The organism is Serratia sp. CY27727, from assembly GCF_052169275.1.
Taxonomy (GTDB): Bacteria; Pseudomonadota; Gammaproteobacteria; order Enterobacterales; family Enterobacteriaceae; genus Serratia; species Serratia sarumanii.
Genome location: NZ_JBJNLB010000004.1, coordinates 52,414 through 71,037 on the forward strand (window position 1 = coordinate 52,414; position 18,624 = coordinate 71,037).

At 61.8% G+C, this 18,624-nt stretch carries 14 protein-coding genes; 5 read left to right on the top strand and 9 right to left on the bottom strand.

All coding sequences use genetic code 11. The annotated features are described in order from the left end of the window. Positions 1-100 precede the first annotated feature (100 nt). On the top strand, positions 101-460 hold the full coding sequence (locus tag ACJ8HB_RS12845) for a DUF1493 family protein (protein WP_047567415.1): 360 nt from the start codon (positions 101-103) through the stop codon (positions 458-460). 8 nt (positions 461-468) lie between these two features. On the opposite strand, the gene ACJ8HB_RS12850 is transcribed toward ACJ8HB_RS12845, so the two are convergent. From ACJ8HB_RS12850 to ACJ8HB_RS12880, 7 genes are all read right to left on the bottom strand, one after another. Then, a complete protein-coding gene (locus ACJ8HB_RS12850; protein WP_170943490.1) occupies positions 469-666 on the bottom strand; it encodes a heavy-metal-associated domain-containing protein in 198 nt (65 codons plus the stop codon). A gap of 74 nt (positions 667-740) precedes the next feature. After that, on the bottom strand, positions 741-1,211 hold the full coding sequence (gene cueR / locus ACJ8HB_RS12855) for a Cu(I)-responsive transcriptional regulator (RefSeq protein WP_047567418.1): 471 nt from the start codon (positions 1,209-1,211) through the stop codon (positions 741-743). Positions 1,212-1,223: 12 nt separating this feature from the next. Beyond that, entirely contained in the window at positions 1,224-3,779 is a 2,556-nt protein-coding gene (locus ACJ8HB_RS12860; RefSeq protein ID WP_094860085.1) for a heavy metal translocating P-type ATPase, read from the bottom strand. A gap of 62 nt (positions 3,780-3,841) precedes the next feature. Beyond that, positions 3,842-5,320, bottom strand: a complete 1,479-nt coding sequence (locus tag ACJ8HB_RS12865; RefSeq protein WP_060428258.1) for an efflux transporter outer membrane subunit — start codon at positions 5,318-5,320, stop codon at positions 3,842-3,844. Continuing rightward, the gene (locus ACJ8HB_RS12870; RefSeq protein WP_094860084.1) at positions 5,320-8,478 is read right to left on the bottom strand and encodes an efflux RND transporter permease subunit; all 3,159 of its coding nucleotides are present in this window, start codon (positions 8,476-8,478) and stop codon (positions 5,320-5,322) included. Before ACJ8HB_RS12870 ends, ACJ8HB_RS12865 begins: the two co-directional genes overlap by 1 nt. Next, entirely contained in the window at positions 8,475-9,635 is a 1,161-nt protein-coding gene (locus ACJ8HB_RS12875) for an efflux RND transporter periplasmic adaptor subunit (RefSeq protein ID WP_269454185.1), read from the bottom strand. Before ACJ8HB_RS12875 ends, ACJ8HB_RS12870 begins: the two co-directional genes overlap by 4 nt. A 155-nt stretch (positions 9,636-9,790) precedes the next feature. After that, a complete protein-coding gene (locus tag ACJ8HB_RS12880; RefSeq protein ID WP_041035150.1) occupies positions 9,791-10,360 on the bottom strand; it encodes a DJ-1/PfpI family protein in 570 nt (189 codons plus the stop codon). 135 nt (positions 10,361-10,495) lie between these two features. Between ACJ8HB_RS12880 and ACJ8HB_RS12885 the strand changes: the two genes are divergently transcribed. After that, positions 10,496-12,034 (top strand): long-chain-fatty-acid--CoA ligase, encoded by a 1,539-nt coding sequence (locus tag ACJ8HB_RS12885; protein WP_047567425.1) that lies wholly within the window; start codon positions 10,496-10,498, stop codon positions 12,032-12,034. 43 nt (positions 12,035-12,077) lie between these two features. Here the strand turns inward: ACJ8HB_RS12885 and ACJ8HB_RS12890 are convergent, their stop codons facing one another. Continuing rightward, positions 12,078-13,352 (bottom strand): Glu/Leu/Phe/Val family dehydrogenase, encoded by a 1,275-nt coding sequence (locus ACJ8HB_RS12890; RefSeq protein ID WP_033634571.1) that lies wholly within the window; start codon positions 13,350-13,352, stop codon positions 12,078-12,080. 604 nt (positions 13,353-13,956) lie between these two features. Between ACJ8HB_RS12890 and ACJ8HB_RS12895 the strand changes: the two genes are divergently transcribed. Beyond that, positions 13,957-14,577, top strand: a complete 621-nt coding sequence (locus ACJ8HB_RS12895; RefSeq protein WP_033648347.1) for a helix-turn-helix transcriptional regulator — start codon at positions 13,957-13,959, stop codon at positions 14,575-14,577. A gap of 50 nt (positions 14,578-14,627) precedes the next feature. Here the strand turns inward: ACJ8HB_RS12895 and ACJ8HB_RS12900 are convergent, their stop codons facing one another. Continuing rightward, on the bottom strand, positions 14,628-16,817 hold the full coding sequence (locus ACJ8HB_RS12900) for a TonB-dependent siderophore receptor (protein ID WP_043147484.1): 2,190 nt from the start codon (positions 16,815-16,817) through the stop codon (positions 14,628-14,630). Between the two features lie 200 nt (positions 16,818-17,017). On the opposite strand from ACJ8HB_RS12900, the gene fes reads away from it, so the two are divergent. Both fes and ACJ8HB_RS12910 read left to right on the top strand, forming a co-directional pair. After that, entirely contained in the window at positions 17,018-18,325 is a 1,308-nt protein-coding gene (gene fes, locus ACJ8HB_RS12905) for an enterochelin esterase (RefSeq protein WP_236658247.1), read from the top strand. A gap of 30 nt (positions 18,326-18,355) precedes the next feature. Next, positions 18,356-18,580, top strand: coding sequence for an MbtH family protein (locus ACJ8HB_RS12910; protein WP_033648496.1), 225 nt, complete (start codon positions 18,356-18,358; stop codon positions 18,578-18,580). Positions 18,581-18,624: the final 44 nt, after the last annotated feature.

Consider the following 18,624-nt stretch of genomic DNA (forward strand, 5'->3'; position numbering starts at 1 on the left):
AAGAAACGGAAAACCCGGCCGGCGGCCAGAACTCGCCGGGGCAGGCAGAGTCAGACAGAGAACCGCATTCCTCTTTTATTCATACCGGCTCGAGGTCGTCATGGCAGAAGACATTCAGCAACAGGTCATCGCGCTTATCGCCGCCTTCAACGCATCAGGGCGGCTGAAGAAGGGCGTGGTCATCACCCCGGAAACCGAGATCAACACCGCGCTCAACCTGTCGTTCAGCGATTCCAATACGCTGATGCGCCGCTACTTCGATACCTTCGGCGTCGACAGCGGCAACTATAACCACGAGCTGTATTTCCAGCCGCCGACTAACACCGGCCGCTGGTTTTCCCCCTCCGCCTGCAAAGAGCATCCCCGGCCACTGTGCGTGTCGATGCTGGTGCGTTCCGCGCGCGCCAAACGCTGGTTGTACGATATCCACTTTCTTATCGAACAGCTGCGCCAGGCCTGATGCGCCGCTTAATCCGGCTCGGACGGAGGAAAACCGGCTTCGTCCAGCGCGGCGCCGAAGGCATCGCTTTGCAACGCACTGTCGATGAACACTTCCCGCCTGGCCGGATCGGTTTGAATGCGCGCCTGCGGGTCAACGTTCAGCAACGCCCGGGTGACGGAACTGGCGCAGCCGCCGCAGGTCATGGCTGGAATATGAAAACGAATCATTTTTACTCTCCTCGTCGATTACGGTGTTTGATAACGGTAAAGCTTGCCAGCGTGACAGGGTCAAACTCTTTTTATGACGATTCACTCGGTCGTCGTGGTTTCGGCTCGCGCATCACCCCGAAATGCGGCGTTTGGCGCGGCACGATGAGCGCCACCGGTTGCGCTAAACCCGCCAGAATAGGGCAGTCGGGGCGCGTATTGCCGTGGCAATGGCCGGCAAGGCGTTCCAGCGTTTGCGCCATCGTCTGCAGTTCCGCAATCTTGGCTTTCAGCACGGCGATATGGGATAGCGCTACGGCTTTAACATCGGCGCTGGCGCGTTCGCGGTCGTGCCACAGCATCAGCAACGCAGATATTTGCTCAACGGAAAAACCCAGGTCGCGTGAGCGCCGGATAAAACGCAGGCCATGCACGTCCGACATGCCGTAGTGGCGGTATCCCGCATCGGAGCGAGCCGCTCTCGGGATCAGGCCTATTTGCTCGTAATAGCGAATCATCTTCGCCGAAACGCCGGATAACCGGGCTGCTTGTCCGATGTTCATCCTGTCCTCCTGTTACGATGATGCCGATATTCCGCCGGGTGGCGCGGTTGCCGCCGCCGCTTCAGCGCGGCTCTCGACGGCCATCGGCGCCTGGAAACGTTTGAGCCGCAGCGCATTGCCAAGGACGAAAACGCTGGAAAGCGCCATCGCGGCCGCGGCGAAAATAGGCGAAAGCAGCGTGCCGTTCAGGGGATAAAGCGCGCCGGCTGCCACTGGGATCAGGACGGCGTTATAGGCGAAGGCCCAAAACAGGTTCTGCTTGATGTTGCGGATCGTCGCCTGGCTGAGCGCAATGGCGTTGGCTACGCCGCGCAGGTCGCCCGACATCAGCACCACATCGGCCGCTTCTATCGCCACATCGGTGCCTGTACCGATAGCCAGCCCAACGTCCGCCTCCGCCAGTGCCGGCGCATCGTTGATGCCGTCGCCGACGAAGGCGACTTTCGCGCCGCTGTTGCGGAAGGATTTCAACGCCGCCACCTTGCCTTCGGGAAGCACTTCGGCCGCGACTTCGTCAATCCCCAATTGCCGGGCGATCGCCGCCGCCGTCGCGGCATTGTCGCCGGTGATCATCGCAACCTTGAGCCCAAGCGCATGCAGCGCAGCGATAGCTTCCGGCGTTGTTTCCTTAATCGGATCGGCAACCGCGATCACCGCAGCCAAACGGCCATCAATGGCGGCATAAAGCGGGCTTTTCCCCTGGGCGCCGAGGCGCTCGGCGACGGGCTGAAAACGTGTCACATCAAGCCCGAGCCTGATCATGAAGCGATCTGCGCCAACGGAGATCCGGCGTTGGCCGATGCGCGCCGTTACGCCGAAACCGGGTGTGGCGTCGAAACTGTCGACAGCGGCGAGCGTAAGATTCTGCTCTCTTGCCGCCGCGACGATAGCTTCGGCGATGGGGTGTTCGGACCGTGTCTCGACCGCAGCGATCAAGGCCAGTACTTCGTGGTATTCGAAACCGTCAGCGGGCACCAGATCGGTCAACTCGGGGCGGCCTTTGGTCAGCGTGCCGGTTTTGTCGAGGGCGATAACGCCCACATCGCGCAGGGCCTGCAACGCTTCGCCCTTGCGAAACAGCACGCCCAGCTCGGCGGCGCGCCCGGTGCCGACCATGATAGAGGTTGGCGTCGCCAGGCCCATGGCGCAAGGGCAGGCAATAATCAACACGGCGACCGCATTCACCAGCGCGAAGGTCAGCGCGGGCGACGGCCCGAAGAACAGCCAAACCAGAAAGGTCAGTACCGCCGCCGCCATGACGGCCGGAACAAACCACATCGTCACCTTATCGACCAACGCCTGAATCGGCAGTTTGGAACCCTGAGCTTCCTCCACCAATCGAATGATTTGCGCCAGGACGGTATTCGCGCCGACTTTTGTCGCCCGGAAACTGAACGCGCCGGTTTTGTTGATGGTTCCGCCGACCACATCGGCCCCCACGGTTTTCTCGACCGGCACCGGTTCACCGGTGATCATGCTTTCATCGACATAAGACGCGCCTTCCAGAACTTCGCCATCCACCGCGATTTTCTCCCCCGGCCGGACGAAGACCACATCACCGGCAACCACCTGTTCGAGAGGGATTTCAACCGTTTCGCCATGCCGTTCAACGCGTGCGACCTTGGGTTGAAGGCCGACGAGCCGTTTGATGGCCTGTGAGGTGCGCCCCTTGGCGCGCGCCTCCAGCACGCGTCCGAGCAGGATCAGCGTGACGATCACGGCGGCGGCTTCGAAATAGACGTTGGCGGTGCCCTGCGGCAACACCCCGGGGGCGAAAGTGGCGACCAGCGAATAACCGTAGGCCGCCGCCGTGCCGACCGCAACCAGCGAGTTCATGTCGGGGGCGCCGCGCAGCAGCGCAGGAACGCCTTTGCGGAAGAAGCGCAGGCCGGGGCCAAATAAGACCAAGGTGGTGAGGACAAACTGGATATACCAGCTTGTCTGCACGCCCAACCCCTCCATGACCCACTCATGTATGGCGGGAATGAGGTGCGACCCCATTTCCAACAGGAATACCGGCAGGGTGAACAGGGCGGCGCCGAACAGGGCGCGCCGCAACGCGCGTGACTCATTTTCGCGCCGTTCGGCGGCCTGGTCGTCCGCGCTGGGGCTATCCGCCGTCAGGCGGCGAGGCGTATAACCGGCGCGGGTGACGGCAGCGGCGAGGTCTTCCAGGGATACGGTGCCGGCCAGATAGCGCACCCGCGCGCGTTCGGTCGCCAGATTGACATTGGCTTCGGTAACGCCGGCGACCTGGCTCAACGCTTTCTCCACCCGCCCGACACAGGAGGCGCAGGTCATATTTTCGATCGCCAGCTCAGTGGTTTCTTCTCGCACGGTATAGCCGGCGCCTTCGATGGCGCGGGCCGCCGCCTGCGGATTCGCCTGGCCGGTAAACGTGATGTCGGCGCGTTCGGTGGCGAGATTGACCGTTGCCGCCTGCACGCCGGGAACCGCTGTCAAGGCCCGCTCGACGCGACCGACGCAGGAGGCGCAGGTCATGCCTTCAACCGGCAGACTCAGACGCACGGACGAAGGCTGGGGGAAGTTGGCATTGGATGAATTCATGTTATGTGCCCTTAAAGGAGTGGCTGGTATCAGCAAGGCTAGAGCTTCCCATCGGGGGAAGGTCAAGGTTCATCGCCGATTTTTGCCGTCATGAACGAACCGGTCGCGCCGCGGCAATCGTTTTTTGCCGCCGCGCACGTCTCCCAGCCGCCGCCGAGCGCTTTGTAGATGCCTACCACGGCAAGCCGCTGACGCGTGCCGGCCTGCGTCAATGCGCGCCGGCTGGCGAAGTCGGCCCGTTCTGCCTCGAGCACCTCCAGATAAATGCCTTCGCCCGCGGCAAAACGCGTCTGGGCGAGCCGGGCCGCTTCGCGATTCGCCGCCGCCTCAAGTAACCGCAGATCCAACGTGCTGACCGCCTCAGCATAGGTTTTGAAAGCATCGTCCGTTTCGCGCAGCGCGCTCAGCAACGTCCGCTCGTAAATCAACAGCGCCTGTTGTGTTCGCGCCTCGCTGGCGGCGATCCGGGCGCGTACGCGCCCGATATCGAGAAATGCCCAGCGAATCACTGGGCTGATCACACCGGAGAACGCACCGGCGCCAGTCAGCGCATCGAGGTTGCCGGCGACCAGCCCGATCGAACCTCGCGCTTCGATACGCGGGTAGAGCGCCGCCGTTTCCACGCCAATCATGGCGGTGGCTGCCGCAAGTTCCCGTTCAGCCGCCACAATGTCGGCGCGCCGGGCGAGCAGGGCGCCGGGCGTGCCCACGGCGATCGTCCGCAGCACTGGCGGCTGGCTTCCCCATTCGGCGGAAGGGGGGCGGAATGTCTGGGGCATTTCGCCAAGCAGCGTCGCCAATGCGTTGACGGCGGCGGCTCGGCGGCGTTCCAGCTCTGGCGTCGCCGCTTCGACGTTGCGCAATAGCGCCTCGGCGCGCAATCGGTCGAATTCGCTGGCGACACCGGCGCTCATTTGTTTTTTTACCAGCACCAAACTTTCACGCTGGCTGTGGCTAATTTCGGCGACCATCTTAAGTTCGGCGTCTAAACCTCGGAGTTCTAGCCAGGTGGCGGCCACTTCCGCAGCGACGCCCGCCTGAACGCCACGCAGCAACGCTACGCGGCTTCCCGCCAGCGCCTGAGCGGCCTCAATCGAGCGCCGAACGTGTCCAAAGAGATCGATTTCCCATGTCGAATCAATCGCACCGCGATAGGTTTGCGTATGGCGTGGCTGGGCGGCCAGCTTCTCCGCTTCACCCAGTCGCCGCGTCTCATAACTCAGCGCGGCACCGGCGCGCGGCAGGAAATCCTGCCGTTGTTCACGCAACAGGGCTCTGGCTTCGTCTACTCGGGCGACGGCGATGCCGACATCATGGTTCGCCGCCAACGCGCGCTGAACCAAATCCGTGAGAGCAGGATCGTCAAAGAGGCGCCACCAGGCGAGTTCGACATTTCCGGCACTCAGCCCCGCCGGTGGTTGGCCGAAGCCGGCAGGGTGACGGGCGACGGGCGGCGAGTAATCGGGGCCCACCGCCGCACATCCGGTTAGCAAGGCGAGCGCGCTCAGCGGCAATAACAAGGTTCTACGAAGATTTTTCATCAGACTCGCTCCTTACGGCTGGCTTTGGCTTTGGCACGATATTGCTCGAATCGGGTCGCCAGGCCGCGAATCACGACATAAAAGACCGGCGTCAGGAACAGGCCGAACAAGGTCACGCCCAGCATGCCGGCGAAGACCGCCACCCCCATGGCATGGCGCATTTCCGCCCCCGCACCGCTGGCGAAGATCAATGGAATGACGCCGGCGATAAACGCGATTGAAGTCATCACTATCGGTCTTAATCGCAGCCGGCAGGCCTTAATCACCGCCTCGAGCGCGTTGGCGCCTTCATCCTCCAGGCTGCGGGCGAACTCGACGATCAGAATGGCGTTTTTGGCGGCCAGGCCGACCAGCACAATGAGGCCTATTTGCACGAAAACGTTGTTGTCGCCGCCCAGCAGCCAGACGCCAATCATGGCGCTCAACAGACACATCGGCACGATCAGCAGCACGGCCAAAGGCAGTAGCCAGCTGTTGTATTGCGTGGCCAGAATGAGATAGGCGAGCAGCACGCACAGCGGAAAAATGAACAGCGCCGCGTCGCCCGCGAGCTTTTGCTGATAGGTGAGATCGGTCCATTCGACGGTCATGCCTTCCGGCAGCGTCTCTTTCGCCAGGCGCTCCATCAATGCAGCCGCCTGACCGGAACTGACGCCCATCGCCGCACCGCCCGAGATATCAGCCGATGGATAGCCGTTGTAACGAATGATGCGATCCGGGCCGGAGCCGGGCGTAACGGTGACAAAGGAAGACAGCGGCAGCATGTCGCCGGCTGCGTTGCGCACCTGCAGCCGGCCGATAGCTTCGGCCTGCATGCGATGGACGGCATCGGCCTGAGCGGTGACTTTGTAGGTGCGGCCGAATCGGTTGAAATCGTTGATGTAAAGCGAGCCGAGGTAGATTTGCAGCGACTCGAACACATCCGCCAGGCTGACACCCTGACTTTGCGCCTGAGTGCGGTCGATAACCACATCGAGTTGCGGCGCGTTGATATCCAGACTGGTCATCAGACCGGCGACCTGGCCCGATTCGGTGGCTTTCATCATCAGGATCCGCGTGTGCTCAACCAGGGACTCGAGCCCCGCACCGCTGCGATCCTCCACCTGCATCTTGAATCCGCCGGTAGCGCCGAGACCGGGAACGGGCGGTGGCGGAAATACGCCGAGGAAACCATCGGGAATGTCGGCGAATTTCGCCTGCAGCCGACCGGCTATGGCGGAGGCGGCCAGATCGGGCGTGGCGCGATCTTTAAACGGATCGAGCATGACGAACATCACGGCGGCGTTCGGCACATTGACGAAGCCGTTAATCGACAGCCCCGGAAAGGCCACGACGCTTTCTACCCCGGGTTCCGCCAGCGCGATCTTCGACATCTGTTTAACGACCGCATCGGTGCGATCCAGCGAGGCCGAATTGGGCAGTTGGGCGATGCCCACCAGATAGTACTTATCCTGCATGGGCACGAAGCCCGGCGGAACGGCCTGGAAGCTGAAAAACGTCAGAACGAGCAGCCCGCCGTAAATAGCCAGCGCCATCCCGCGGACGCGCACCGTTTTACGCACGGCATTGGCATACGCGTCCGGCGCGCGTTGGAAAGGCCGGACAGCGGCTTGCAAGACGCGCCCAATGCGGCCGGGAGCGCGAGGTTTCGCCGGATGAGGCCGCAGCAACATGCCCGCCAGCGCCGGGCTGAGCGTAAGCGAATTGAGCGCCGACAGCAGGGTTGAAATGGCGATGGTCAGCGCGAACTGCCGGTAAAACTCGCCCTGTAAACCGCTCAGGAACGCTGTTGGAACGAAAACCGCGGCCAGCACCGAGGTGATGGCGACGATCGGCCCGGTGACTTCATCCATGGCGAGTCGCGCGGCTTGCTGCGGCGTTTTGCCGTTTTCGATGTGTCGTTCGACGTTTTCCACCACCACGATCGCGTCATCGACGACGATGCCGATAGACAATACCAAACCGAACAGGGACAGCGTATTGAGAGAGAAGCCCATCAAGTACATGATGGCGAACGTGCCGACCAGCGAAACCGGCACCGCGAGCAGCGGAATCAGCGAGGCTCGCCAGCTGCGCAGGAACACCACTACCACGATCACCACCAGCAGGATCGCTTCCAGCAGGGTCGTCACAACCGACTCGAGCGATGCCCGCACGAAAACCGTGGGATCGTAGGCGATCCGTGAACTGAGTCCGGCAGGAAAGTTGCCCTCCAGGTGCTTGACGGTCGCTCTGACCGCCTGAGCGACGTCCAGCGCGTTGGCGCCCGGGCTCTGAATGATTTGCAGCGCGACGGCCGGCTCGCCGTCGAGCAGGCTGCGCAGCGCATACGCATCGGCGCCCATTTCTATACGGGCGACGTCGCGCAAGCGGGTCACCCGGCCGTCGCTGCCGGTGCGGATGATGATATCGCCAAACTGTTTCTCATCGGCCAGACGGCCGAGGGTATTGACCGTAACCTGAAATGCGGCATTGGAATCGGGCGCCTGACCGACGGAACCGGCCGCCACCTGAACGTTTTGCTCGCGCACCGCAGCGATCACATCGCCGGCGGTTAGCCCGCGCGCGGCGATCAGATCCGGATCCAGCCAGAGCCGCATGCTGTATTCGCCGGCTCCCCAGACCTGGACATCGCTGACGCCCGGAATGCGGGACAGTTCATCACGAACCTGCAGATAAGCGTAATTTGAGATATAAAGCGGATCGTAGCGTTGGTCAGGCGACAGGAGATGCACCACCATCAGGATGTCCGGTGAGGTTTTCTGCGTCACCACGCCCTGGTGCTGTACCTCTGCAGGCAAGCGGGGTAACGCGCGCGCTACCCGATTTTGCACCTGGATCTGCGCCATGTCGGCATTTGTTCCCTGGGCAAAGGTGACGGTCAACGTCATTCGGCCGTCGGTCGCCGCCTGTGAAGACATGTAAAGCATGCCTTCGACGCCGGTGATGGCTTGCTCAAGCGGTGCGGCCACCGTTTCCGCGATCACTTTCGGGTTGGCGCCGGGATAAGACGCCGTCACTTGTACGGTAGGCGGCGTAACCGCAGGGTATTCGCTGAGCGGCAACTGGAATAACGCCACGGTGCCGGCGATCAGCGTCAAGATGGAGAGAACGATGGCGAAGATCGGGCGTTTAATGAAGAAACGAGGGAAAGTCATGTCGCGTCTCCCGCAGCGTTCAATTGCTCGATAGGCGCGCCGTCAATCTCGGCGGGCTGCGGCGTGATTGACATGCCGGGGCGCACCAGCCCTTTCACGACGATGCGTTCTCCCGGCCGCAGGCCGTGCTCTATCACGCGCAGTCCTTCAACGACCGGGCCAAGTTCAACGGGGCGGTATTCGGTTTTGTCATTCTCATCGACGACCAGGACATAGCGCCGGTTTTGATCGGTGCCAATCGATTGGTCGGCGATCAGGATCTTGGCCTGCGGCGCGCCGGTTTCCAGCTTGACTCTGGCGAACAACCCAGGTGACAGTCGCCCATCCGGGTTATCGATCACCGCGCGCAGGCGCACCGTTCCCGTCGTGCGGTCGGCGGTATTGGACTGGAAATCGACGCGCCCGCGCCGGGAATAGGTTTTGTCTGCAAGTAACGCCACCGATACCCGAATGTCAGGTGGCGCCGTTTTATTGCGCCACGCGGTCAACGATTGCAAATAGGTGCGTTCATCCACATCGAAATAGACGTGGAGTGGATCGACCGAGACCAGCGTGGTGAGCGGCGTGACGCCGCCGGTGACATAGTTGCCTTCGGTGACGAGCGTCTGGCCTACGCGTCCGGCAATCGGCGCGGTGACGCGGGTGAACTCCAGATCCAACTTTGCCGCCTCCCGCGCCGCTTTCGCTGCGTTGACCTGCGCATTGCTCGCTTTCATCATGGCGGTAGCCGAATCAAACCGATCGCGGGCGATAACGTTTTTATTGAACAACGTTTTAGCGCGCACATAGTCGGCCTGGGCTAGCGTTGAGGCGGCTTCCGCTTCTTGCAAACGCGCCGTCGCCTCGTTCAGCGCGGCTTGAAATGGCCGCGGATCGATGAGAAAGAGCGGGTGGCCTTTTTCTATCAGGCGACCTTCCGGCACATTTACCGCCAGCACATAACCGGCGACCCGAGGCCGCAACTCAACGTGCTTGACCGCGGCCAGCGAACCGGTGAATTCGGCAAAGGGCGTTATCGGGCGGACTAAAACATCAGCCACAGGAACACGGGGAGGCGGCGCAGGTGTCGCCGAAGACGGGTTTTCTTTGCAGCCGGCAACGGCGAAAGCGCCGTTTATCGCCGCTGCGATCAGGATTATGGTTTTGGCTTTCATCATTTGACCTTTCCTACCGAAGTCGACAGTGGAATTCACTGCGTGGAAGCAGTTCATCCCGCGTTATCCGACTTCCAACGTTGGGAAGGTCAAGCGATTTTTGGTTTATTGCAAAGGGGATGCCGCGTCGTCGCTATCTGGTGCGATCCCCTGAACGGCTATTTCTGCAGCACCTCGGCGAACTTCGCCAGCCACTGCGGATGCGCCGGCCAGGCCGGGGCGGTGACCAGATTGCCGTCAACGTGCGCCTGATCGATGCCGATCTCCGCATAATGGCCGCCGCCCAGCCGCACTTCCGGCGCGCAGGCCGGGTAGGCGCTGCAGGTGCGGCCTTGCAACACCCCGGCCGCCGCCAGCAGCTGCGGGCCGTGGCAAACGGCGGCGATCGGCTTTTTCGCGGCGTCAAACGCCTGCACCAGCGCGATCACGTCGGGATTGAGGCGCAGGTATTCCGGCGCCCGGCCGCCGGGGATCAAGAGCGCATCGTAGTGCTCTTCTTTGGCGGTGGCGAAGTCGGCGTTCAGGGTGAAACGGTGGCCGGGTTTCTCGCTGTAGGTTTGCGCGCCGTCAAAATCGTGGATCGCGGTCATGATGTAGTCGCCGACGGCTTTGCCGGGGCACACGGCGTCCACCCAATGGCCGATCATCTGTAACGCCTGAAACGGCACCATGGTTTCGTAATCTTCGGCATAGTCACCGACCAGCATCAGGATCTTTTTCTTGCTCATGATCACAACTCCTGCGGGATGGGGATTGCCTAAGGTATAGCCCAGCGGCCCTGGGAATGCGAACCGCGAAGCGCCTATCTATACTCGTGATACTGCGGCGCTTTTCTCGCCGCTCAACCCCAGGGAGGATCCCCGATGCTGAATCTGGCTACCTTGCTTGAAGAGAGTGCGCGCACCTGGCCGGAACGGCCGGCGGTGATACAGGACGATGTACCGCTCAGCTATCGGGCGCTGAACGAGATGGCCAACCGGGTGGCGAATCTGTTGGTCGCGCGCGGCGTGCGGCGCGGTGAACGGGTGGCGCTGGCCTGCCCGAACCGGCCGGAGTTTCCGGCTGTCTATTACGGCATTCTCAAAAGCGGCGCGGTGGTGGTGCCGCTCAATATTCTGCTTAAGAGCGCGGAGTTCGACTATTACCTGGCGGATTCGGCGGCGGTGGCGCTGTTTTGTTTCGAGGGCAGCAGCGGCCTGCCGCTGGGGGAGGAAGCGCTGCGGGCGGCGGCGAACGCGGAGCAGTGCCGTGAGGTGTTTATCATCGGCGATCGGTTGCCGCTCGAGGGGGAACGTTTCAGCGCGGCGATAGCCGCACAGGCTACCGAATTCGCTTCGGCCGCGACGCTCGAAAGCGACACCGCGGTGGTGCTTTATACCAGCGGCACCACCGGCCGCGCCAAAGGGGCGGAGTTGACCCACGCCAATCTGGTGCTCAACGCCTTGGGATCGGTGCGGCTGTTCGACGGTTCGGAGACGACCCCCGATCGTCACCTGGTCACCTTGCCGCTGTTTCATACTTTCGGCTCGACGGTGCAGATGAACGCCGGGTTCGCTTCCGCCGCCACTCTGGTGCTGGTCGAGCGCTTCGACGCGGCGCAGGCCATCGCGCTGATGCAACGGCACGGCATCACCTTTTTCGCCGGGGTGCCGACCATGTATTGGGCGCTGTTGAATGCGCTGGATGAACACACGGATATCGAAAGCTTGCGCAGCACGCTGCGTATGGCGGTGTCCGGCGGCGCCAGCCTGCCGGTGCAGATCCTGGAGGATTTTTCGCGCCGCTTCGGCGTCAACATTCTCGAAGGGTACGGGCTGTCTGAGACCAGCCCGGTCGCCACCTTTAACCATCCTCACCGCCTGACCAAGCCCGGCTCCATCGGCCAGCCGATCTGGGGCGTGGAGGTGCGCCTGCTCGACGCCACCGGGCAGCCGATCGACGCTGTCGATCAGGTAGGGGAGATCGCGGTGCGCGGCTACAACATCATGAAAGGCTATCTGAATCGCCCCGAGGCGACGGCGGAGGTGCTGGAAAACGGCTGGTTCCGCACCGGCGATCTGGCGCGCCGCGACGCCGACGGCTTCTATTTCATCGTCGATCGGGCCAAGGACATGATCATTCGCGGCGGGTTCAACGTCTACCCGCGCGAGATTGAAGAGGCGCTGATTCGCCACCCGGCGGTGTCGTTGGTGGCGGTGATCGGCGTCGAACATCCGTCGCTGGGCGAAGAGATCAAAGCGGTAGTGGTGTTGAAAGAGACGGAGGAGCCGATCGAGGAAGAAACGCTGATCGCCTGGAGCCGGGAACGGCTGGCGGCGTACAAGTATCCGCGCATCGTCGAGTTCGTCGAGCGTTTGCCGATGACCAGCACCGGTAAGGTGTTGAAGCGCTGTTTGCGCTGAGGAAAACCCGGCCTGCCGGGGCGGGCAGGCCGGGATACGGGCATCAACCTGGGTAGATGCCGCGCTCTTTACGTGCGGTCAGGATGCGCTCACAGGCCACGATATAAGCGGCGGTGCGCAGGCTGCACTCTTTCTCTGCGGCCTTGTTCCAGACGTGGACCATGGCGTCGGTCATGATCTTGTCCATACGCTCGTTGATCTCGGACTCGCTCCAGAAGTAGCTCGCCATGTCCTGCACCCACTCGAAGTAACTGACCGTTACGCCGCCGGCGTTACAGATAACGTCCGGAACCACGGTGATGTTACGGGAGCGCAGAATGTCGTCCGCCTCTGGGAAGGTCGGGCCGTTAGCGCCTTCCAGCACCAGTTTGGCGCTGAGGATCTCGGCGCGCTGACGGGTGATTTGACCTTCCAGCGCCGCAGGGATCAGGATGTCCATGTCGACCGACCAGAACGCTTCGCTTTCGATCTCGCTGGCGCCAGGGAAGCCGGCGATCTGCTTGTGCTTGGCCTGGTATTCGGTCAGCGCGGCCAGGTCGATGCCGTCGGCGTTAAACAGGGTGGCGGAGTGGTCCTGGATGGTGACGACGCGCGCGCCGACGCCAACGAACAGGCGAGCCGCTTCGCTGCCCACGTTACCGAAGCCTTGCACCGCCACTTTGGCGCCTTCGATCTGCACGCCCAGACGCTTGGCCACTTCACTGCCGGTGACGAACACGCCGCGGCCGGTCGCTTTCTCACGGCCCAAGGAGCCGCCGAGGTGGATTGGCTTGCCGGTGACCACGCCGGTGATGGTGGTGCCGTGGTTCATGGAGTAGGTGTCCATCATCCAGGCCATCACTTTGGCGTTGGTGCCGACGTCCGGCGCAGGGATGTCTTTCTGTGGCCCGATGATGAAGCCGATTTCGCTGGTGTAGCGGCGGGTCAGTCGCTCCAGTTCGCCTTCAGACAGTTTGAACGGGTCGACGCGGATGCCGCCCTTGGCGCCGCCGTACGGCAGGTTGACCGCGGCACACTTGATGGTCATCCAGGCGGACAGGGCCATCACTTCGTTCAGATCGACGTCAGGGTGGAAGCGGATACCGCCTTTGCCCGGCCCACGCGACAGGTTGTGCTGTACGCGGAAACCTTCGAAGTGACGGATGGTGCCATCGTCCATCTGCAGCGGGATATCGACAATCAAAGCGCGCTTAGGGTGACGCAGCGTATCAACCCAGCGTGACAGCTCGCCGAGGTAAGGGGCGACGCGATCGATTTGTTGCAGATATGTAGCCCAAGCGGTGGTGCTGCTGTCTGAAGCGTAGGATAGCTTTTCCATAACCAACCTTTATATATTAGAGGTATTTATTTCGTTTAACCGTGGATTAGCAAGCGCATAACACTTTGCGACGCTAAATTTACCACTAATTATGCCGGTTGTTAGCCCCCCGCTCATCGGGCCAGCGGGCGGTTTTTCGCCGCCTGCAGGGCGATAAATGAATAGTTAATTACTTTTTGTCGGCAGTGAGCGAGCACATGCATAATTTATGCATGTAAAGCGCATAAAAACCCTTTTTATCTATTTTTCAGAAGCTTGAATGTGATCAAAAAGTTTCATTTTATTTAACAGCCATGTTGACAATGGCGTTTCCCCTCGGCAGCGTTAAAATCCTGTTAAAACGCCGTCTGCCGCCGTGTTTTACCTGGCAAAGAGGAGCATGATTCGAGGCTGTTTTAATGTGTTGCGGCAGAAGAGTGGGCTGAAAAGCTTATTCACCAGAAACGGACGGGTGACCGATCCCCGGCAAGGACAATAAAGGCGCTTGCGGCGCAGCCGTCGGTGAAGGAGACGCCAACGCCATCCACTCGGCAAGCGGCGGCAACTGCGGTATGCTAAGCGGCTGAACCGCAAACCAAACCGGGCTATACGGAGACCCCCCAGCGTGCCGAACTCTTCTTCTCAACTCGAACTTTTGCGCTCGGTCGCCGACGGCATCGCGGCGCTGTTTTTTCCGAATGCGGAAGTGGTGATCCACGATCTGGCCACCAACAAGATTGCCTATCTGGCCAACAACCTGTCGAAGCGCAAACCGGGCGATGACGCCGGGCTGGAGGACTTCGAGCTTGATGGCGGCGCCGGCGTGACCGGCCCCTATGAGAAGCTGAACTGGGACGGCAAAAAGATGCGTTCCGTGAGCATCGCCGCGCGCGACGAGCAGGGCAAGCCCAGCTATCTGCTGTGCATCAACCTGAGCACCGCGATGTTCGAGGACGCCCGCAACGCGCTGGACATGTTCCTGTCGGTCACGCGGCTGCAGCCACAGCCCCAACAGCTGTTCAAAGACGACTGGCAGGAGAAGATCAACACCTTCCTGCACGACTGGCTGCGGCGCGAAAACGCCGCGCTCGGCGCGCTGAGCCGCGAACAGAAACGGCGGCTGGTCAGCGATCTCTATCATCAGGGGGCGTTCAAGGCCAAAAGCGCCGCAGACTACATCGCCAACGTGCTGTCGATGGGGCGCGCCACGGTGTACAAGCACTTGCGAGAATTGAAGCAGGAGTAAAGGCGGCGGGAAAGGTGGAAGAAATGGGCGGCGCTGGCCGCCCATTTTGGTTACCAGCGGTAGTTGACCGAAGCGATGATGCTGCGGCCGCTGCCGTAGAAGCAGGCGTACTCGCCGCTGCAGGATGAAACGTATTTCTTGTCCGTCAGGTTCTGCACGTTGAGCTGGAGAGCCGCACCGCGCAGCGCCGACGAGGCCTGGCCAAGGTCATATTTCACCATGGCGTCGTACAGCGTGTAGTGCGGCACATCGTACTGGCCGATGGCGTCGGCCGGCGCATCGCCGATGTAACGCACGCCGCTGCCGACGGTCAGGCCGTTCAGCGCGCCGCTCAGGAAGCTGTAGCTGCCCCAGGCGGAAGCGGCGTGGCGCGGGATGCCCGCCGGGCTGTGGCCGATTTCGTCCGCCGAGTTGGAGTCTTTGGTCACCACGTCGGTGTAGGTATAGGCGGCGGTCAGCTTGATCTCCGGCGTCGGCTGGGCATGTACTTCCGCCTCAATCCCTTTGGATTTCACCTCGCCGATCTGCTCGTAGGCGGAGGTGAGACGGTTGTAAGACGCCACATTGCGCTGGGTAATGTCGAACCAGGAGAGGGTCAGCAGGGTGTTGCCGCCCGGGATCTGGTACTTCACGCCCACCTCGGTTTGTTTGCCGGTGGTCGGCTTGAGCGGATCGGCGCCCGGCGCGCTCGGATACAGGTTAGGATCGAACGAAGTGCTGTAGCTGACATACGGCGAAATGCCGTTGTCGAAGGCGTAAAGCAGGCCCGCACGGCCGGTGAACTGGGCGTCGTTGTAGGTCTGCTCCTTACCGCCGCTGGTGCGATCGCGGGTGTTGACCTGCGACCAGTCCTGACGGCCGGACAGCAGCAGGTTCCAGTTATTCCACTCCAGCTGGTCCTGCAGATACACCCCGACCTGATTCAGCGTCTTCAAATCGCTGGAAGCCAGCGCCAGCGTGCTGCCATCGATGCTGGGGCGAACCGGGTTTGCCCAGTCGATCGGGTAGTCGTTGCCGCGATCGCGATACATCTTCGAATCGATATGGCTGTAGCGGTAATCCAACCCGCCCAGCACCGTGTGCTTCACCTCGCCGGTGTCGAACAGCCCCTTCAGCTGGTTATCCACGCCAAACTCGTTGGTCATCTGCGTTTCATGCTGCGCCATGCGGGTGACGGTGTGGTCGTTGACCTTCGAGTTTACGTTATAAACCAGATATTTATAGTCTTCATCGCGGTGGGTGAAGCGCAGGTTCTGGGTAAACGACAGCGCATCGCTGAAGTTATGCTCGAGGCTGTAGCCGATCGACGCCTGCTCGCGCCGCGATCTGTTGAAGCTGGGTTCGCTGACGTTGAAGTCATAGGGCACATAGCCCGCGCTGGTCGGGAACAGCGTGCCGGCGCGCGGCAGGAAGTTGCGCGACCCGGCTTTCGGATCGTTCTGGTAGCTGGTCAGCAGCGTAAAGCTGGTGTCTTCGTTCGGCAGCCAGGTGAAGGCCGGCGCGATGGCCACCCGTTGCTGCTTGCTGTCTTTGACAAACTCATGCTCGGTTCTGGCGATACCGTTCAGGCGATAAAACAGGGTGTTGTCGTCGTTGAGTTTGCCGCCGAAATCGAACGCCGTTTCCGCCAGATGGCGGTTGCCGGTGCTGAATTTGACTTCGTGAATGCTCTGGGCGGTAGGGCGCTTGCTGGTCATCACCACCACGCCGCCGGGGCTGACCTGGCCGTACAGCACGCCGGCCGGGCCGTGCACCATCTCCACGCGCTCCAGCAGCCAGGGATCGATCTGCCCGGCGCCGCCGTTTTGGCTCGAGAGGCCAAAGTGCAGGCCGTCGAGCAGCTTGGGCGCATAGCGGAAGCCGCGGCTGATCACTTCGTCATTGCGGTTAGAGTTACCGCGGTAGGTGGTGATCACTCCGCTGGTGTAGTTCAGCGCGTCGGCGACCGACGCCGGTTCCTGGTCGTTCATTTGCTCGCGCGTGACCACCGAGATGGACTGCGGCGTTTTGCGCAGAGCGGCGGCGGTCTTGGTGCCGGCGGCGCTCTCTTTGGCGACGATCCCTTTGACCGGCGCGGTCACGCTGTTTTGCGCGTCGGCGGTCACCAAAATCGTCTCGTCCGCCGCAGCGGACGCGTGTGGCGCGAAGGGCAGTAAGGCCAGCGCCGAGCCCAGCAACAACCGCTTGGCGGCCGTCGCTTCCGCATTAGAATTGTCTATCCCTTTGTTTTTAATCTTCATTCTCTCTCCTGCATACCTGCGTTGTGTGTCATGCAACCCTGATAAACCCCGAAATATCGGCGAGCGGTCTTTACCCGTCGATACGGAAACGCCGTGTGCGCACGACGGTAAAAATCCGACAAATAGTATTGAAAACGATAATGAGTATCAATACGATTGTCAGGTTTTGTAAAAATCACTCATGTTATGTAAGGGGCGCTATGGAGTTTTTGCCGGAAAAGAGGCCAGACAACGGTCATGAGGGATTGGCGGTGCAGTGGCTGCGTGAAGAGGCGGCGGGGCAGCCCGAGTGGTGGCAGAAGGTGGCCTCTCACGGCACGCCCATCGTCGAGCCGCACGATGACCGCCACGTCAAAATGACCTGGCTATGGCGCGATCCTGCCGGCGATGAACGGCGCTCGCCGATTCGCCGCGTTTATGCCGATATCAACGGCATAACCGATCACCACAGCACGTCCCCCAGCAGCCTGACCAGGCTGCCCGGCACCGACGTTTGGTACGGCACGGCCGTTATCGATCGCCGCTGGCGCGGCAGCTACAGCCTGATCCCCGTCACAGACCGGGATCTTCCTCCCGTCTTCAGCGACGACGAAACGCTGCGCGATCGCCAGCAGCGCGCCTGGTGGATTTCGCTGTTTCCACTGGCGATCGCCGATCCGTTGAATCGCCTCTCGCTGGGGCCGTCTCATCGCCCGCGCCCAGTTTCCCTGGCCCAGGGGCCGGATGCCGACGACCAAAGCGCCTGGCTGGCCGCCGATCGGCCGCTGGACGAGGCGCGGCTACAGCGTTTTCAGTGGCACAGCGAACGGCTCGGCACGCAGCGGCGCGTCTGGCTGTATGCCAGCGGCGACGCGGCGGTGAAAGCGAATCGCCCGCTGGTGTTATTGCTCGACGGCCAAAACTGGATCGAAAGGCACGCGCTGCTGCCGGTGATCGAGAACGAAACCGCAACAGGGCGGTTGCCGCCCGCGTGCTGGCTGCTGATCGATGCGATCGACGGCGAACACCGGGAAAACGAGCTGCCCTGTAACGCCGCCTTCTGGCAGGCAATCATCGATGAGCTGTTGCCGCAGGCGCAGAAGCGCGAAGCGTTCAGCGAGGAAGGGGCGCGCACCGTCGTCGCCGGCCAGAGCTACGGCGGGCTGGCGGCGTTATATGCCGGCCTGCATTGGCCGGCGCGCTTCGGCCACGTGTTGAGCCAGTCCGGCTCCTTCTGGTGGCCTACGGTGCAATTCGTTACCCAATTCGAAAAACGCCACGAACTGGAGGAAGGCTGGCTGATACGCCAGGTTCGGCAACGCGACGCGGCGGCGCCAGCGCTCAACGTGATCCAACAGGCCGGCGATCGGGAGGCGGATATCGAATTCGTCAATCGTCAGATGCACGAGGCGCTGACGGCGGCGGGGCACCGCGCCGACTACCGCGTGTTTTCCGGCGGACATGACGCGCTCTGCTGGCGCGGCGGCCTGGTGGACGGCGTACGCCAGCTGCTTTCCGGGATGGAATAACCCACACATTTTGACAGACAGGTAATGAAAATGACTCAGGAACAACAAAACCCGTTCGATGACGAAAGCCTCCGTTTCTCCGTTTTGGTCAACGCGCAGCAGCAGTATTCGCTGTGGCCGCAGTTTGCCGACGCGCCGCAGGGGTGGCGCGTGCTGATGGGGCCGGCGTCGCGCGGCGAATGCATCGACTACATCGAAACGCACTGGCAGGACATGCGGCCGGCGGCCTTGAAAGCGGCGGATGCGGCGCGTTAAGCGCCAGACAGCCACATCGATACATTCCGTTTGAGGAAAAGGAC